The sequence below is a fragment of the Phreatobacter aquaticus genome (assembly GCF_005160265.1).
GTDB classification, from domain to species: domain Bacteria; phylum Pseudomonadota; class Alphaproteobacteria; order Rhizobiales; family Phreatobacteraceae; genus Phreatobacter; species Phreatobacter aquaticus.
In genome coordinates, this window is record NZ_CP039865.1 from 3,746,403 (window position 1) to 3,761,616 (window position 15,214).

The 15,214-nt window shown below is 65.8% G+C and carries 16 protein-coding genes; 3 read left to right on the forward strand and 13 right to left on the reverse strand.

Annotated features, from left to right (window positions below; all coding sequences use genetic code 11):
- Positions 1–5: 5 nt before the first annotated feature.
- Entirely contained in the window at positions 6–1,130 is a 1,125-nt protein-coding gene (locus tag E8L99_RS17785) for a two-component system sensor histidine kinase NtrB (RefSeq protein ID WP_137100806.1), read from the reverse strand.
- Entirely contained in the window at positions 1,127–2,167 is a 1,041-nt protein-coding gene (gene dusB, locus E8L99_RS17790) for a tRNA dihydrouridine synthase DusB (RefSeq protein WP_137100807.1), read from the reverse strand. Before dusB ends, E8L99_RS17785 begins: the two co-directional genes overlap by 4 nt.
- A 148-nt stretch (positions 2,168–2,315) precedes the next feature.
- Here dusB and E8L99_RS17795 point away from each other — a divergent pair, with 148 nt between their 5' ends.
- A complete protein-coding gene (locus E8L99_RS17795) occupies positions 2,316–3,518 on the forward strand; it encodes a bifunctional 2-C-methyl-D-erythritol 4-phosphate cytidylyltransferase/2-C-methyl-D-erythritol 2,4-cyclodiphosphate synthase (RefSeq protein WP_137100808.1) in 1,203 nt (400 codons plus the stop codon).
- A gap of 5 nt (positions 3,519–3,523) precedes the next feature.
- Positions 3,524–4,021 carry a CinA family protein gene (locus E8L99_RS17800; RefSeq protein ID WP_210421774.1) on the forward strand — a complete coding sequence of 166 codons (498 nt, stop codon included), beginning with the start codon at positions 3,524–3,526 and terminating at the stop codon, positions 4,019–4,021.
- On the opposite strand, the gene E8L99_RS17805 is transcribed toward E8L99_RS17800, so the two are convergent.
- From E8L99_RS17805 to E8L99_RS17835, 7 genes are all read right to left on the reverse strand, one after another.
- Positions 4,013–4,492, reverse strand: a complete 480-nt coding sequence (locus E8L99_RS17805) for a type II toxin-antitoxin system RatA family toxin (protein WP_137100809.1) — start codon at positions 4,490–4,492, stop codon at positions 4,013–4,015. The two genes, E8L99_RS17800 and E8L99_RS17805, sit on opposite strands and share 9 nt — an antisense overlap.
- Before the next feature lie 3 nt (positions 4,493–4,495).
- Entirely contained in the window at positions 4,496–5,020 is a 525-nt protein-coding gene (locus E8L99_RS17810) for a P-loop NTPase family protein (protein ID WP_137100810.1), read from the reverse strand.
- A gap of 13 nt (positions 5,021–5,033) precedes the next feature.
- On the reverse strand, positions 5,034–5,993 hold the full coding sequence (gene lipA, locus E8L99_RS17815; protein ID WP_137100811.1) for a lipoyl synthase: 960 nt from the start codon (positions 5,991–5,993) through the stop codon (positions 5,034–5,036).
- Between the two features lie 282 nt (positions 5,994–6,275).
- Positions 6,276–7,544, reverse strand: a complete 1,269-nt coding sequence (locus E8L99_RS17820) for an allantoate amidohydrolase (RefSeq protein ID WP_137100812.1) — start codon at positions 7,542–7,544, stop codon at positions 6,276–6,278.
- Complete coding sequence (locus tag E8L99_RS17825; protein WP_137100813.1) at positions 7,541–8,734, reverse strand: urate hydroxylase PuuD; 1,194 nt, start codon at positions 8,732–8,734, stop codon at positions 7,541–7,543. The genes E8L99_RS17820 and E8L99_RS17825 overlap by 4 nt, the downstream gene beginning before the upstream one ends.
- 161 nt (positions 8,735–8,895) lie before the next feature.
- On the reverse strand, positions 8,896–9,252 hold the full coding sequence (uraH, locus tag E8L99_RS17830) for a hydroxyisourate hydrolase (RefSeq protein ID WP_137100814.1): 357 nt from the start codon (positions 9,250–9,252) through the stop codon (positions 8,896–8,898).
- 135 nt (positions 9,253–9,387) lie between these two features.
- Entirely contained in the window at positions 9,388–10,101 is a 714-nt protein-coding gene (locus tag E8L99_RS17835; RefSeq protein WP_137100815.1) for a CDP-alcohol phosphatidyltransferase family protein, read from the reverse strand.
- 154 nt (positions 10,102–10,255) lie between these two features.
- On the opposite strand from E8L99_RS17835, the gene E8L99_RS17840 reads away from it, so the two are divergent.
- Entirely contained in the window at positions 10,256–11,491 is a 1,236-nt protein-coding gene (locus E8L99_RS17840; protein ID WP_137100816.1) for a UbiH/UbiF family hydroxylase, read from the forward strand.
- Here the strand turns inward: E8L99_RS17840 and E8L99_RS17845 are convergent.
- The 4 genes from E8L99_RS17845 to E8L99_RS17860 form a co-directional block, all read right to left on the reverse strand.
- On the reverse strand, positions 11,488–12,483 hold the full coding sequence (locus E8L99_RS17845; RefSeq protein ID WP_137100817.1) for an AEC family transporter: 996 nt from the start codon (positions 12,481–12,483) through the stop codon (positions 11,488–11,490). The two genes, E8L99_RS17840 and E8L99_RS17845, sit on opposite strands and share 4 nt — an antisense overlap.
- Before the next feature lie 89 nt (positions 12,484–12,572).
- Positions 12,573–12,905 carry a heat shock protein HspQ gene (gene hspQ, locus E8L99_RS17850; protein ID WP_137100818.1) on the reverse strand — a complete coding sequence of 111 codons (333 nt, stop codon included), beginning with the start codon at positions 12,903–12,905 and terminating at the stop codon, positions 12,573–12,575.
- Between the two features lie 140 nt (positions 12,906–13,045).
- Positions 13,046–14,086 carry an HpcH/HpaI aldolase/citrate lyase family protein gene (locus E8L99_RS17855; protein ID WP_137100819.1) on the reverse strand — a complete coding sequence of 347 codons (1,041 nt, stop codon included), beginning with the start codon at positions 14,084–14,086 and terminating at the stop codon, positions 13,046–13,048.
- A gap of 132 nt (positions 14,087–14,218) precedes the next feature.
- The gene (locus E8L99_RS17860) at positions 14,219–15,028 is read right to left on the reverse strand and encodes an invasion associated locus B family protein (RefSeq protein WP_168201716.1); all 810 of its coding nucleotides are present in this window, start codon (positions 15,026–15,028) and stop codon (positions 14,219–14,221) included.
- Positions 15,029–15,214: the final 186 nt, after the last annotated feature.

A 15,214-nucleotide genomic window follows, 5' to 3' on the forward strand; every position in this document is an offset into this window, starting at 1 on the left:
CCTCGTCAGAGAGCTTTGCGGCCATTCATGTCGACTTGCGACACGCGGGCCATGGGCAGAAGGATCCGGAACACTGTCTTCCGGGGCTGGCTGTCACATTCGACGATCCCGCCATGGTCGCCGACGATCTTGGCAACCAGTGCCAGGCCGAGGCCCGTGCCGGAGCTTTTCGTGGTGACGAAGGCGTCGAAGAGATGGGGCACGAGGTCGTCGGGGACGCCCGGGCCATTGTCGCGCACGCAGACCTCAAGCGGCAGGGCGACCCGGCTCGAGACGCCCGGCATTGTCAGCCGGACACCGGGACGGAATGCGGTCGACAGCAGGATCTCGCCATCCGACGTCTGGTCACCGATTGATTCAGCGGCATTCTTGACCAGGTTGAGGAACACCTGGATCAGCTGGTCGCGATTGCCATAAACCGGCGGCAGCGAGGGGTCATATTCCTCGACGAAGCGGATGTGGCGGGCAAAGCCCGACTGGGACAGCCGCTTCACATGTTCCAGCACGACATGGATGTTGACGGGCTCGCGCTCGACCGGCCGCTCGTCGGAGAACACCTCCATCCGGTCGACCAGCTTCACGATCCGGTCGGCCTCGTCGCAGATCAGCCGGGTGAGCGTGCGGTCCTCGTCATTGACCGAGGTTTCCAGAAGCTGCGCCGCGCCACGAATGCCGGAGAGCGGATTCTTGATCTCATGGGCGAGCATGGCGGCCAGCGCGGTGACCGACCGGGCAGCGCCACGATGGGTCAGCTGCCGGTCCATCTTGTCGGCAATGGTCCGCTCCTGGAGCATGACGACGACATCGCCGTTCCGCTCCGGCATCGGTGCGACATAGATGTCGACGACGCGCTCGTGGCCGTTGCGCGGCGTGCCGATGTCCACCTTGTACTCGTTCACCGGCGCACCGCGGTCGCGCACCTGCTCGATCAGCGCCAGCAAGGGCGAGCCGAACGGCACCAGTTCGCGCAGCTGATGGCGGCGCAGCACCGGGATCGACGCCTGGAAGAAGGTTTCGGAGGCGACATTGCCGTCGAGCACGGTGCCGTCAGCGGCAACGCTGATCACCGGATGCGGCAAGGCATTGAGGATCGAGTCGTGGGACACGACCCGCGTGGCGGCGATATTCATGCGGCGGCCTTCCAGGAAAGAGCGCCGAAGGCCTCGGTCAGCGCCTGTGCAACGGCTTTCGGATCATCGGATGTCAGAACCCTGCCGCGCGCCGCCGACAGGTCCTGCGCCGATGCGCCGGTCGCGGCTGCGGCGCTGTCGAGCGCCCAGCCGAGATGCTTGCGGGCATGGCGGACACCGACCGCCAGTCCGTAATGGGTGAGCTGCTCCTCATAGAGCTCAAGCGCCACCGCCAGCTGTTCGGCAAGTGGCGGATCGGCGGCAACAGGGGTGCCGGCAAGATCGGCCGCCACCTGCGCCGGAAACCACGGCCTGCCTTGCGCACCGCGGCCAATCATCACTGCATCCGCGCCGGACGCCGCGAGGGCCGCGCGGGCGTCAGCGCAGGAATTGATGTCGCCATTGACCACCAGCGGCAGCGAAACCGCATCGCGCACCGCGCGCACCGCGGCCCAGTCGGCCCGCCCCTTGTAGAATTGCTGCCGCGTGCGCCCATGAACCGTGATCAGCTGCACGCCAAGCGCCTCGGCACGGCGGGCAAGCTCGGGCGCATTCAGGCTGTCGTGGTCCCAGCCGAGCCGCATCTTCAGCGTGACCGGAATAGACACAGCCGAGACCGTTGCCGCGATCAGACGCTCGGCCTGGTCGAGGTCGCGCATCAGCGCCGAGCCGGCATAACCGCCCGTGACCCGCTTGGCCGGGCAGCCCATGTTGATGTCGATCACGTCGGCGCCGGCTTCGGCCGCGACCCTGGCACCTTCGGCCATCCAGTGCGGCTCGCAGCCGGCGAGCTGGATGACATGGAGATCAAGCCCCTCGCCTTCCGCGCGCAGCCGCGCTTCCTCGCCGCCCTGGGCGAGATCGTCGCCGGGCACCATTTCGGATATGGTCCAGCCGATGCCGAACCGCGCGACCATCCGGCGGAACGGCGCATCGGTGATCCCGGACATCGGCGCAAGCGCAACCGGCGCCGCGATCCCATGCGGTCCGAGAGTGATCGCCACAGCCGGGGGCCTTGTGGTCGAATCATGAGCCATGCCGATGCCTAAATCCTGTGCGCTCTCGCGAATGCCTACACTTTAGCCTTTCTTTATCGCACTGCACAAGTGCGCTGCTCATGATGTCGACAGGAAGACAGCGGCGCTCTGCCGGGCTAGTTAACAACGGCGCAGAATGGGGATTTGAATGAACGGCACGCGCCAGATTGCAGCCTTGGTTGTGGCGGCCGGACGGGGAAGCCGCGCTGGCGACGGGCTGCCGAAGCAATATCGTGTCCTCGGCGGCAGGCCGGTCCTCGCCCATGTGCTCGACGCCTTCATGGACCATCCGGCCGTCGGCGCGGTCTGCGTGGTGATCGATGCAGCCGATGAGGCGCTGTTCAGGGAGGCGGCCGGCGATCATGCGGCCCGCATCATCACGGCCCATGGCGGCGCAACCCGCCAGGCCTCGGTTGCGGCCGGGCTCGCCGCGCTTGGCGGATCGGCCAAGGTGCCAGGCATCGTGCTGGTCCATGACGGTGCCCGGCCCTTCGTCTCGCACCCGCTGATCGACCGCGCCATTGGTGCCATCGAGGCGGGGCATGCGGCAGCCGTGCCGGGCGTGGCTGTCACCGATACGATCAAATTGGTGGACGGGGGGAGCCACGTCACAGAGACACCCGACCGGTCCGCGCTCCGCGCCATCCAGACTCCCCAGGCCTTCGCCTTCGACGCGCTTGTTGACGCCCATCGGGCCGCGGCTTTCGCCGGGACCAGCGTCACCGACGATGCCGGCGTGATGGAAGCGGCCGGCCATCCGGTACTGGTCTTCGAGGGCGATCCAGGCAATATCAAGCTGACCTATCCCGCCGATTTCGAGGCGGCCGAACGCCGTCTCGGGACCCCTGCCATGCCCCCTGCCCTCGACGACATCCGCATCGGCCAGGGCTACGACGTCCACGCCTTCGGCCCCGGTGATCACGTTATGCTCGGCGGCATCCGCATCCCGCACGGCCAGGGCGTCATCGCCCATTCCGACGGTGACGTGGTGCTCCACGCCGCAACCGATGCGCTGCTCGGTGCGATTGCGGACGGCGATATCGGAACGCATTTCCCGCCGAGCGACCCACGCTGGCGGGGTGCTGCCTCCGATCAGTTTCTCGCCCATGCCGCAATGTTGATCACGAAGCGCGGCGGCCGCGTTGCCCATCTCGACATCACGGTCGTCTGCGAGGCTCCGAAGGTTGGCCCGCACCGCGACGCGATCCGGGCCCGGATCGGTGAAATTCTGGGCATCGGCCCCGACCGCGTTGCGATCAAGGCGACGACCTCGGAGAAGATGGGCTTCACCGGCCGCCGCGAGGGTCTGGCGGCGCTCGCGATCGCAACCGTCCGCCTGCCGGGAGCCTGACCGCCATGTTCGACGCGAAGATCACCGCGCTTGCGACCGAAGTTCTCGAACTGGCGCGTGCGCGCGGCCTGATGGCGGCAACCGCCGAGAGCTGCACCGGCGGACTGGTGGCAGCCGCACTCACCGCCATTGCCGGGTCGTCCGACGTCGTCGACCGCGGCTTCGTCACCTATACCAATGAGGCCAAGCGCGAGATGCTCGGCGTGCCCGAGCAGGTTCTCGCGACCGTCGGCGCCGTGTCGCGCGAAACGGCGGAGGCCATGGCGCAGGGCGCACTTCACGCCTCACGCGCCCAGATCGCCGTCTCGATCACCGGCATTGCGGGTCCCGGCGGTGCAACACCTGACAAGCCGGTTGGCCTGGTCCATTTCGCGGGAGCCAGCCGGTCCGGCACGCTGATCCACGAGGAACGCCGCTTCGGCGCCATCGGGCGCGATCAGGTGCGTGCGATGAGCGTTATCGTCGCGCTGGAGATGCTGAAGCGGCTCGCCGTCTCAGGCTGAGGGCAGCGCGGCCCCAGGCACTCCATAGACCTTGTCGGCGCGCGCTTCGAAGGCCTCGGCAAAGCGCCGGAACGCGGCGTCGAACACCGCCCCCATGACCAGGGCCAGGGCGCGGGAGCGGAACTCGTAGTCGATCGAGAAGGTCACCACCGTGCCGCCGCCGGGCTGCGCCACGAAGCGCCAGTGGTTCTCAAGCTTCGAGAACGGCCCGTCGATATATTCCGCCAGAATGTGCAGGCGCGGCCGGTCGAGCGTCACGCGGCTGGTGAAGGTCTCGCGGATGAACTTGTAGGCGACCGTCATGTCGGCGACGAGGATCTCGATGCCGTCATCGCCGGCATTGACCCGGCGGCGCACCTTCAGCGCCTCGCAGAGCGGCACGAAGGCCGGGTATTGGTCGACATCGGCCACCAGATCGAACATCTGCGCGGGATCGTGGCGTACCCGCCGTTCGGTCTTGAACACCGGCATGGATCAGGCCCGTCCCGCAGGTGGAACGGCCGCCAGGAAGGCGTCGGCATCGGCGCGGGTGGTGAAGGTTGCGAGGCGCTGGTCGTCGCGAAGCCCGCCGACATACGCCAGGAGCTTCGGATGCTGGACGTCGCGATAGGTCCAGACATAGCGATAGAAGCCGAAATCGACCTTCTCCGGGCATCCCGGCGCCATCTCAGGTCGCACCCGGCCATAGCTGGCGATGCTGCGCCGGATCACGCCGGCAAGGCAGGTGAGCCGGGGCAGGTCAAAGAGGCAGACCGTATCGGCCCGGTCCCGCCTGATCGCGCCGGCATGGCTGGTATAATTGCCGTCGATGACCCAGGAATCGTGTTCGGTGACGGCTGCGACCTCAGCGGCGAACTCGGCCTTGTCTGGCTCAACCCAGCCCGGCTTCCAGAACATGCCGTCCAGCGACACATAGGGCACAGCGAGACGCGCGGCCAAAGCCGTCGCGAAGGTCGACTTGCCCGAGCCCGAACAGCCCATCACCAGAACCCGCCGCATGGAATGACCGGCACTACCGCCCGAGCCGGGCGAAGCGATTGGCCTTCAGCCGGGCGAAATCCTCGCCGGCATGGTGCGACGAGCGGGTCAGCGGGCTCGACGACACCAGCAGGAAACCCTTGGCATTGGCTATCGTCTCGAAGCCCTTGAACTCGTCGGGCGTCACGAACCGCACGACCTCGTGGTGCTTGCGGGTCGGCTGCAGATATTGGCCGATGGTGAGGAAATCGACGTCCGCCGAGCGCAGGTCGTCCATCAGCTGGAGCACCTCGTTCCGCTCCTCGCCCAAGCCCACCATGATGCCGGACTTGGTGAAGATCGAGGCGTCCAGCTCCTTCACCCGCTGCAGCAGGCGGATCGAATGGAAGTAGCGGGCGCCGGGGCGCACCTTCAGATATTTCGACGGCACCGTCTCGAGATTGTGGTTGAACACATCGGGCTTGGCCGCAACCACCACTTCGAGCGCGCCTTCCTTGCGCAGGAAGTCGGGCGTCAGGATCTCGATCGTGGTCTTCGGCGAGCGGGCGCGGATCGCCCGGATCACCTGGGCAAAGTGCTCGGCGCCGCCATCGGCGAGATCGTCTCGATCGACCGACGTGATGACCACGTGCTCGAGGCCGAGCTTCTCGACTGCAATCGCGGTGTGCTCGGGTTCGTTCGGATCGAGCGGGCCGGGCATGCCGGTCTTCACGTTGCAGAACGAACAGGCGCGCGTGCACGTGTCGCCCATGATCATGAAGGTCGCGTGCTTCTTCTCCCAGCACTCGCCAATGTTCGGGCAGCCGGCTTCCTCGCACACGGTAACGAGGCCGTTTTCCTTCACGATGCGCTGCGTCTCCGCCCATTTGGGCGAACCCGGCGCCTTCACGCGGATCCAGTCGGGCTTGCGCTGGATCGGTTGATCCGGGCGATGGGCCTTTTCCGGGTGCCTCGGGCGATTGTCCCTGCTCAGCGTGTCGATCAGCGTGGCCATGACGGGTTCCGTGGGGCGGATCGCTTCATTAGGCGTGGCATGGGGGCTTTCGCAAGGGCGAAGGCATCAGGCCGCAGGGCTGGCATTCGGGTGGAGCGTGCGGGAGGAAGCCAGAAAGTCCTTCGAGGCTCGGGCTTTCAGCCCTCGCACCTCAGGATGAGGAATGATGAAACTGCGCCCTGTGGAAAGGCAAATCCGGATATCTCCACCCTCATCCTGAGGTGCGAGCGTCAGCGAGCCTCGAAGGATCCTTGGGCCAAGTACAGAAGCGCGATCGACACCTCACCCCCGCTTGGCCGGATCGAACCCCTCGACGAACTTGATCAGCGCGGCCACAGCCAGCCCCATATCGCCGACGGTCGCGAACTCTGCCGGGTTGTGGCTGATGCCGCCCTTGCATCGGACGAACAGCATGGCGAAATCGGTGATCTTGGCCATGGACTGGCCGTCATGGCCGGCGCCGGACACCAGCTTCGGCGCCTTGAGCCCGAGCGAATCCAGGCTCTGTGTCAGCCCGTCCTGAAGCCAGGGCGCACAGGCCGCCGTCGGGCAGTCGTGATACGTGTCATGGGTCATCGAACAGCCGCGCGCGGCCGCGATCGCCTCGGCCTTGGCGATGAACTGCTTCAGGGCCTTCGCGCGGGGCGCATCGGAAGCAGCCCTGAGATCCAGAACGAACTCGACGTGATCCGGGATCACGTTGACCGCACCCGGCATGACCTTGATCGTGCCAACGGTTGCCACCATGGCATCGTCAGGATGGGCCTTGGCGATCGCCTCGGCGGCGAGCGCCATCTCAGCGGCGGCCAGATAGGCGTCCTGGCGGAGTGTCATCGGCACGGTGCCGGCATGGCCGGCGACGCCGCGCACATTCACCCGGGTGCGGTTCTGCCCAGCAATCGAGGTGACCACGCCGAGCGGCAGGTCGCCATGCTCCAGCACCGGCCCCTGCTCGATATGCACCTCGACATAGGCGAGCGCCTCTTCCTGCGTCAGCGCCGCGGTGCCGACCGCTGCCGTGTCGAGCCCGTAATCCGCCATCGCCTTTTCCAGGCTGATGCCGTCGCGGTCCACACCCTTGAGCCAGGCCGTATCGAAGGCCCCCGCAGTCGCCGCCGAGGACGAGAGGACAGTCGGGAACCGGCTCCCCTCCTCGTCGCCGAAGGCCAGCACATCCACCGCGAAGGGAAAGCGCTGGTTCTGGTCGCGGAAATGCTCGACCGCCAGAATACCGGCGACCACACCGAGCATGCCGTCATACTTGCCGGCATTGAGGACCGTATCGATATGCGAGCCGATCAGCAGACGCGGAACCCGGTTGGCGCCTTCCGGCTCGCCATCGCGCGCATAATGGCCGCGCACGGTCCCCAGCGCGTCCTCAGCTGCCACCATGCCGGCTTCCTGCATCCAGCGGCCGACGAGATGGGCGGCCCGCTTGTGCTCGGGCGTCAGGAACCGCCTGGTCAGACGATCGGGCTCTTCCGAGATCGCCGCCAGCTCGTCCAGCATGGCCTCGGCCCGACGGCCGAGGCGCTCGATATCCAGTGTCATTTGATGCTCGCGAGATAGGCACCGAGTTCAGCTCGATGGCTATCGGTCATCCCGCTCTCGTTGCCAAGGGGCATGGCGTTGGATTGCACGGCCTGCTGGACGATCTGCTGGGCATAGCGGCGAAGATCGGCCGCCGTCTCCAGCGTCACGCCCTTCGGCGCCTCGGTGAAGCCTTCATGCTTGGGGCGGCGCGCATGGCAATTGGCGCAATGGGTCGCCGTCAGTTCGAGCGCCCGGGCTTCCGTCACCTGCCCTGCCGCTGCAAGGTCGAGCTTGGGGCGCTGCGCCGTCACGAAGATGGCAACCACAAGGGCGATCGCCGAGACCGGCACGGCCCAGCCATAGCTTTGCCAGGGGTCGCCCGCTTCGTGACGATTGATCGTGTGCTGCACCAGCGCGCCGATCACCACCACCAGGGCCACGACCAGCCAGGAATGGGGATGGCCGTAGAGCATCGGATAATGGTTCGACACCATCATCAGGAGCACCGGCAGGGTCAGGTAATTGTTGTGGGTCGAGCGGGTCTTGCCGATCTTGCCGTATTTCGGGTCCGGTCTGCGCCCCGCGATCAGGTCACCGACCACGATCTTCTGGTTCGGCACGATCACCATGAAGACATTGGCCGCCATGATCGTACCGACGAACACGCCGACATGGATGAAGGCGCCGCGGCCGGAGAACACATGGGAGAAGGCCCAGGCGGCCCCGATGATCAACAGGAAGACGATCGTCGACAGCACGGCAGGGAAGCCGGCGAGCGGCGACTTGCACAGCTGGTCATAGATGATCCAGCCGGCGACGATCCCGCCAAGCGAGATGGCGATCGCCTGCCAGGGCTCGATCTTCGCGACTGTCGGATCGATCAGGAAGCCGCGGGCATTGAAATAATATTGCGCGACCAGCAGGCAGAAGCCGGAGACCCAGGTGAGATAGGCAGCCCAGCGGTGCCAGATCAGGTCCGGCGGCAGGTTGGGCGGTGCGACCAGGTACTTGTCGACATAGTAGAAGCCGCCACCATGGACCTCCCAGGCGGTGCCGCCGGGGCCGCCCGGCGCATCGGCCGGCTTCGGCTTCAGCTGGTAGTCCAGCGACATGAAGTAGAAGCTGGTGCCGATCCAGGTGATCCCCACCGTGATGTGGAACCAGCGCGACAAGAGGTTGATCCAGTCGGCGGCAAGGGCGAAGTCCATCGAAATTCCGTTCCGGCTCTTGTCGTGGTGATGAGGGTCGTCGGGGGCTCGCGGGCGGGGGAGATCAACTCTGGTCGAAGGCGGCAGGGAGGCGGAGCGAGCACTCGCTCCTGTTCCACGAAAGCTCCTGCGCGGGTGTCACGCCGGAGAGGACTCGGATCTCACGATCCGCGATAGGTCGAGTAGCTGTAGGGGGCGAGCAACAGTGGGATGTGATAGTGCTGATCGAGCGCTGATACGCTGAACCTCAGCTCGACAATGTCGAGAAACGGCGGGTCAAGCACCGGCATTCCAGCTGCCCGATGATAGGCTGCCGCATCGTATTGCAAGGCGTATGGGCCGGGTTTGATCGTTGCAGGCGTCAGAAGCGGCTTGTCCACGCGGCCATCGGCATTGGTGGTGCCTTCGGACACCAGCGTGCGGTTCTCGCCGTCCATGCGGTACAGCCTGTAGCGGATGCCGACTGCCGGGCGGCCAAGCGCGACGTCGAGAACATGGGTCGTCAAATGTCCAGGCATGGGCCCCTCAAATGGCACTGATCGCCCATATTGACGGGCCGCCATGGGATTTGCACGACGAAAGTACAGGCATTCCGCAGAGGCAATTCGTATTGAGTTGCCAGAGGCGAAGGCAATGGCAGCGCCCGGCGGGCCCTAGACCTCAGGTTCGAGGTGCCGGATCACGAACCCGATGCCAACGAAATAGACGCTCGCAACCCCCAGCCCAGCCTTGATCCAGAGATTGGGCTGAAGGTCGGTCACAATCGCCGCGAGGGCCGCGAGCGACCAGAGCGCCAGCATGGCCAGCGTCAGCGGCCGGAACCGGCGCACCCGGATCGGATGGACCATCATGATCGGGGCAAACATGGCTGCCACCAGCACCACGATCGCGCCTGCGTTGGCCCAGGACGGCGCATCGAAAGCGAAAATGAGAAAGGCGGCGATGTTCCAGGTGGCTGGAAAGCCACGAAACCCGCCTTCCGGGGTCTTCATCGTCGTATCGGCGAAATAGAACGCGGACCCGATCAGGATCGCGGCCGCCAGCACGCCTTCATAGCCGCGCGGCAGCATGCCGGATGCGAACAGGGCATAGGTCGGAACCACCACATAGGTGGCGAAATCAATCACCAGGTCGAGGATTTCGCCAGAGAAGCGTGGCAAGGCTTGCCGGACATTGATGAAACGCGCGAGCGAGCCATCCACGCCATCGACGATCAGGGCCACAGCCAGCCAGAAGAACATCGCGGCGTGGCGCCCGTCGACGGCGGCCTGCAGGGCAAGCAGCGCCAGCACCGCGCCGGTGGCGGTGAACAGGTGAACCAAAAGGGCCAGAAACCGCCAGGTCCTGAGGATCTGCTTCTCGTCCAACCAACACTCTCCCCGGCCACGAATCCCTGCCGTCGCCGTGCCGCCTTAGAAGCCCCAGCCTGCGGCATCGTCAACCGGCGAACCGGCGCGCCTTTCGCCACCGGCGTCAGAATGATATGTTATGGGCCACGGATCAAAGCAGGAGAGCGTGTCCATGGCGCGCGAAAAAAGTGCCGCCCTCGACGTCCCGACACGGACCGATCTGTGCATCGTGGGCGGCGGTCCTGCCGGTTTTTTTTCTGCCCTCGCTGTCCGGTCGATTGGTCTCGATGTCACGCTTCTGGCGCCGCCGGCAGGCCCTGACCGGCGGAGCAGTGCCCTCATGGATGGGTCGGTGCGCGCACTCGACGCGCTCGGCGTCTGGGCCGCACTGGCCGGCAAGGCGGCGCCTTTGCGGGTCATGCGGCTGGTCGACGATACCGGCCGGTTGATCCGGGCGCCCCTGTTTGAAGGCCGCTCGTCAGAGATCGGCCTTGATGCCTTCGGCTACAATCTTCTGAACACCGATCTGAATGCCGCCCTGCGGCTTGCAGCGGAAAAGGCCGGCGTCACAATCCTCGCCGAAGCCGCAACCGCGATCGAGATTGGCGAGGCCGATGTCGGGATCACGCTGGCGTCCGGCCGGCGGTTGAATGCCCCGCTGGTCGCTGGCGCGGATGGTCGCCGGTCGCTCGTGCGCCAGGCAGCCGGCATCGATATCATCGAGGAACGCTATCCGCAGACTGCCGTCACGGCGAATTTTGCCCATTCCAGGCCCCACAACGACGTCTCCACCGAATTCCATACGCCGTCCGGTCCTTTCACGCTGGTGCCGCTGCCGGGTGACCGATCGAGCCTGGTCTGTGTGGTGACGCCGGACGAAGCCAGCCGGTTGCTGGAACTCGAGGACGCAGCATTCGCGCGCGAGATCGAGCGCCGCTCGCAGGGCATTCTCGGCAAGGTGACCGTGGAGCCCGGTCGCGGCCGCTTCGACCTCGCCGTGATAACCCCGACCCGCTTCGGTGTGCCACGCGTGGCGCTGGTCGGCGAGGCCGCTCACGTCGTGCCACCGATCGGTGCCCAGGGCTTGAATCTCGGCCTGCGCGATGGCGCCGCACTTGCCGATTGTCTGGCGGATGCCCAGCGTCAAGGCACCGATCTGGGAGGCGCCGACACCATGCGCGCCTATGACATGGCAAGGCGCGCCGACATCGTCAGCCGCTCGGCCGCGATCCATGCCCTGAATCGCTCGCTTCTCTCGGAATTCATGCCGGTCAACAGCGCCCGCGGCATGGGTTTGTGGCTGATGGATCAGATCGGCCCGGTTCGCCGCGCCTTCATGCGCGAGGGCCTGCAGCCCAGCCACGCCCTGCCCCGGCTGATGCGGGGCGAGCGGCCACAAGCGGCTTAGCCAGCGAAGAGATTGATCGGCAGAAGGTCATTCTTCACCAGGTAGAGCACGGTCGTCAGCGTGAACACCGAGACGACGGTGCCGAGCAGCACCGCGTTCGACGCTTCCTCCACCCAGGTGTCGTACTGGCGCGCGATGATGAAGACGTTGAGCGCCGGCGGCAGGCAGGCCATGAGCGCCGCGGTGTGGACCCAGGACGGCTCGAACCGCCCGAGCAGCGACAGGATGCCGATCACCAGCACCGGATGAACCAGCAGTTTCAACGCCAGGATCGGTGAGATCGACGCCGCGACCCGGCCGAGTGCCGCGAAACTCTCCATGCGGATGGCGACTGTCACGCCAAGCGTGAAGAGTGCCACGGGCGCCGCCGCGGCCTGCAGGAACGCCAGCAGGCGATCAAGCATCTCCGGTGGCTCGAACTGGACGAAGGCCGACACCACACCGGCAACGGTTGCCAGGATGAACGGGTGGGTCACGATCCGGGTGACGGTCTCGCGCAAGATGGACCAGCCGGACCGCCCGCCCCCTTCCGACAGTGCCATCAGCAAGGGCACCAGCGAGAACAGCAGGATGTTGTCGAAGCAGAAGATCAGCGCGACCGGCACGGCCGCTTCCGGGCCAACGGTCGAAAAGGCAAGGCCAGGCCCCATATAGCCGATATTGCCATAGGCGGCGCAGATGCCGGCGGCCGTGGCAAAGCGCATGTTCCCACGCGATCGCCAGATCATGTAGGCGAAACCGAGGGCGAAGATCAGCCCGGTCGCCAGCGTCGTGCCGGCGATGAACGGGACGTTGTTCAGCTTCTCCAGAGGCGTCTTGGCGAGGATCCGGTAGAACAGGGCCGGTAGCGCGATATAGATCAGGAGGAAGTTCATCCACCCGAGGCCGGCCTCCGGGATCGGCGTTCCGCGCCACATCTTGAACCGGGCGGCACCGAAACCGAGCGCGATCAGCCCGAAGAACGGCATCGCGAGATTGAGAACCTGGATCATCGAGGGCCTTCGGTCGCCGCCCGTGGCGACTGGTCGCGGCGATGGCTAGTCAACCGCGGTGCGCCCGTCAATCCGTGCGGCGGATGGCTCTACTGCAGATCGACCGAGCGTGTGCGGTACTGGCCGGTATCGTCTCGGTCGAACACCTCGTCGACCTGCGGATGGCGGATGGGATCGCCACTGTTGTCAGGGACCAGGTTCTGCTCGGAGACATAGGCGACGTATTCCGTCTCCGAATTCTCCGCGAACAGATGGTAGAAAGGCTGGTCCTTCGACGGCCTGATATCCGCTGGGATCGAATCGTACCATTCGTCGGTGTTGGAGAATGTCGGATCGACGTCGAAGACCACGCCACGAAACGGATATATCCGGTGGCGGACGACCTGGCCGATCTTGAACTTGGCGACCCTGAGCTTGTCCATGGACCTGTCTCTTCGCCGCAGGCGAGCGGGCGGATTTAAGGGGCGGGACAAAACTCCCTCGCCGCCGTCCTGTCAACGCGGCAGTTGGGTCTAAGGGGCTCAGGACCGGTGTTTTCCTGTCCGAAGCCCCTGTTCGGCGATCACATTGCGTAGCGCGCGGCGAAATCCGGGTCCTTGGCGGCAACGATCCGGGCAAGGTCAACCATCACCTTGGCCTGTTTCCAGGTGGCGTCGTCCTGCATCTTGCCATCGATCATCACGGCGCCCGAGCCATCCGGCATGGCCGCCAGGATCTTCGCGGCGAAGGCGACTTCGGCGGGATCCGGCGAATAGACCTGCTTCGCGATGCCGATCTGACTGGGATGAAGGGTCCAGGCACCCGCGCAACCCATCAGGAACGCGTTGCGGAACTGGGTTTCGCAGGCGACGGGGTCGGAGAAGTCCCCGAATGGTCCGTAGAAGGCCTTCAACCCATTGGCGGCACAGGCATCGACCATCTTGGCGAGCGTGTAGTGCCAGAGATCCTGCTGATAGCTCGCGCGGGGCCCCTCGCCCACCGCATCGGCCACCATCTTGTATTCGGGGTGGCCGCCGCCAACGCGGGTCGTCTTCATGGCCCGAGAGGCGGCCAGGTCGGCCGGCCCAAGGCTCATGCCATGCATACGCGGCGATGCCTCGGCGATCTGCTCGACATTCTTGACCCCCTCGGCGGTCTCGAGGATCGCGTGGATCAGGATAGGCTTGCGCACGGCATGGCGCGCCTCAAGCTGGGCCAGCAACTGGTCGAGATAGTGGATGTCCCAGGCACCCTCGACCTTGGGCAGCATGATCACATCGAGCTTGTTGCCGACCTTGGCGACGATCTCGGTGAGATCGTCGAGGATCCACGGCGAGTTCAGAGCGTTGACGCGGGTCCAAACGCCCGTCGATCCAAAATCGGTGGCCTGCACCATCTCGATGAAGCCGTTGCGGGCCGCTTCCTTGGCGTCGAGCGGAATGGCATCCTCGAGATTGCCAAGGACCACGTCCACGGTCTTGGCCAGCTCAGGCACCTTGGCGCGCACCTTGTCCAGATGCGGCGGCACGAAATGGATCATCCGCTCCAGCCTGACCGGCAGTTCCCGGTAGGGATCCGGCGCACCGATGGCGAGCGGTTTGTAGACGTTGCGCGGCAGCTTCATGAGACCCTCCGAGACCCATCCGGTATCGGAGCATCGCACCTCCGGCAATTCGGTTGAAGGGCCGATGTTGCGGCGCAAACAAAAACGGCGCGGACGGGGTCCGCGCCGTTCGGATTGCAGATGGGTATTTGATCAGCGCTGCGGTGGGGCCAGCGGCGCGCCTGCCGGAGCGGGCGGCACGGGGACACCGGGTGCGGGCGGCGCACCGGGCGCGCCACCCTGCTGCTGGAGGCGGCGCTGGGCTTCCTCGCCGCGGCGCTGAAGCTCTTCCGCGAGCCGGCGCTGGCTCTCCTCATAGGCCTTCGGGTCAACCGGCTGGCCGTCATAAGAGGCGGCGAAGCCCTGCAGCGACATCGCAAGCGAAATCGCGCGGTTGTTCATGTTGACGACCTGGATGTTCAGGTTGTTCGAACGCTTCATGCGGGTGAGGAACTCGGGGGCGAGCTCCATCTGGGCGAAGCAGGCATTCGGCAGGCAGACCTCATAGCGCATGGCCTGCGGCTGGGCCTGACCCTGCCCTTCGAGCACCACGCGGATACCGGGCTGCAGCGACATGCCAACTGGCACCGCAATGATCAGGCGCGGCTTCTCACCCTCGAGGTCGCGGATCTGGACCGATGCGAGCATCTGCCCGTTCTCGGCGCGGGTCTCCTGCACGACCATGCAGAGCTTCTTGGTGGTCGGCGGCGTGCGCTCATCGACAGGGACATTGTCGCAAAGCTTGACCCACGGGGTCTGCACAGCCTGCATGTTCTCGGCATTGGCCGCCGCCGCGGCGGCACCGGCCGGTGCTGCGGGCGCCGGTGCGGCCGGTGCCGCAGGAGCGGCCGGACGGGGCTGAGCCGGACGCGGTGGCGTCGTCTGGGCGAAGGCAACAGCCGGCGCGAGGAGAAGCGCGGCGCCAAGCCAGAGGCGGGCCTGGGCGGAGACTGGGCGGGACATCAAGATGGTCCTTTCGGGCTTGTCCCGCGGCGCACGCTTCGAACGGCTGCAGATCGGAACATCGGGAATCTGTTTCGGACGCGCTCTTTCGCCACCGAACATGGCGACACTTGGGCGCTCCCGACCGACGGGTTGATAACGGCTCCCCCGCAGGTTGGAAAGCGGGAATCGCATCGACGTCATGTT

Coding starts and splice junctions, on each gene's coding strand:
- E8L99_RS17785 (WP_137100806.1), bottom strand. CDS start 1,130: ATGAATATCGCCGCCACGCGGGTCGTGTCCCACGACTCGATCCTCAAT.
- dusB (WP_137100807.1), bottom strand. CDS start 2,167: ATGGCTCATGATTCGACCACAAGGCCCCCGGCTGTGGCGATCACTCTC.
- E8L99_RS17795 (WP_137100808.1), top strand. CDS start 2,316: ATGAACGGCACGCGCCAGATTGCAGCCTTGGTTGTGGCGGCCGGACGG.
- E8L99_RS17800 (WP_210421774.1), top strand. CDS start 3,524: ATGTTCGACGCGAAGATCACCGCGCTTGCGACCGAAGTTCTCGAACTG.
- E8L99_RS17805 (WP_137100809.1), bottom strand. CDS start 4,492: ATGCCGGTGTTCAAGACCGAACGGCGGGTACGCCACGATCCCGCGCAG.
- E8L99_RS17810 (WP_137100810.1), bottom strand. CDS start 5,020: ATGCGGCGGGTTCTGGTGATGGGCTGTTCGGGCTCGGGCAAGTCGACC.
- lipA (WP_137100811.1), bottom strand. CDS start 5,993: ATGGCCACGCTGATCGACACGCTGAGCAGGGACAATCGCCCGAGGCAC.
- E8L99_RS17820 (WP_137100812.1), bottom strand. CDS start 7,544: ATGACACTGGATATCGAGCGCCTCGGCCGTCGGGCCGAGGCCATGCTG.
- E8L99_RS17825 (WP_137100813.1), bottom strand. CDS start 8,734: ATGGACTTCGCCCTTGCCGCCGACTGGATCAACCTCTTGTCGCGCTGG.
- uraH (WP_137100814.1), bottom strand. CDS start 9,252: ATGCCTGGACATTTGACGACCCATGTTCTCGACGTCGCGCTTGGCCGC.
- E8L99_RS17840 (WP_137100816.1), top strand. CDS start 10,256: ATGGCGCGCGAAAAAAGTGCCGCCCTCGACGTCCCGACACGGACCGAT.
- E8L99_RS17845 (WP_137100817.1), bottom strand. CDS start 12,483: ATGATCCAGGTTCTCAATCTCGCGATGCCGTTCTTCGGGCTGATCGCG.
- hspQ (WP_137100818.1), bottom strand. CDS start 12,905: ATGGACAAGCTCAGGGTCGCCAAGTTCAAGATCGGCCAGGTCGTCCGC.
- E8L99_RS17855 (WP_137100819.1), bottom strand. CDS start 14,086: ATGAAGCTGCCGCGCAACGTCTACAAACCGCTCGCCATCGGTGCGCCG.
- E8L99_RS17860 (WP_168201716.1), bottom strand. CDS start 15,028: ATGTCCCGCCCAGTCTCCGCCCAGGCCCGCCTCTGGCTTGGCGCCGCG.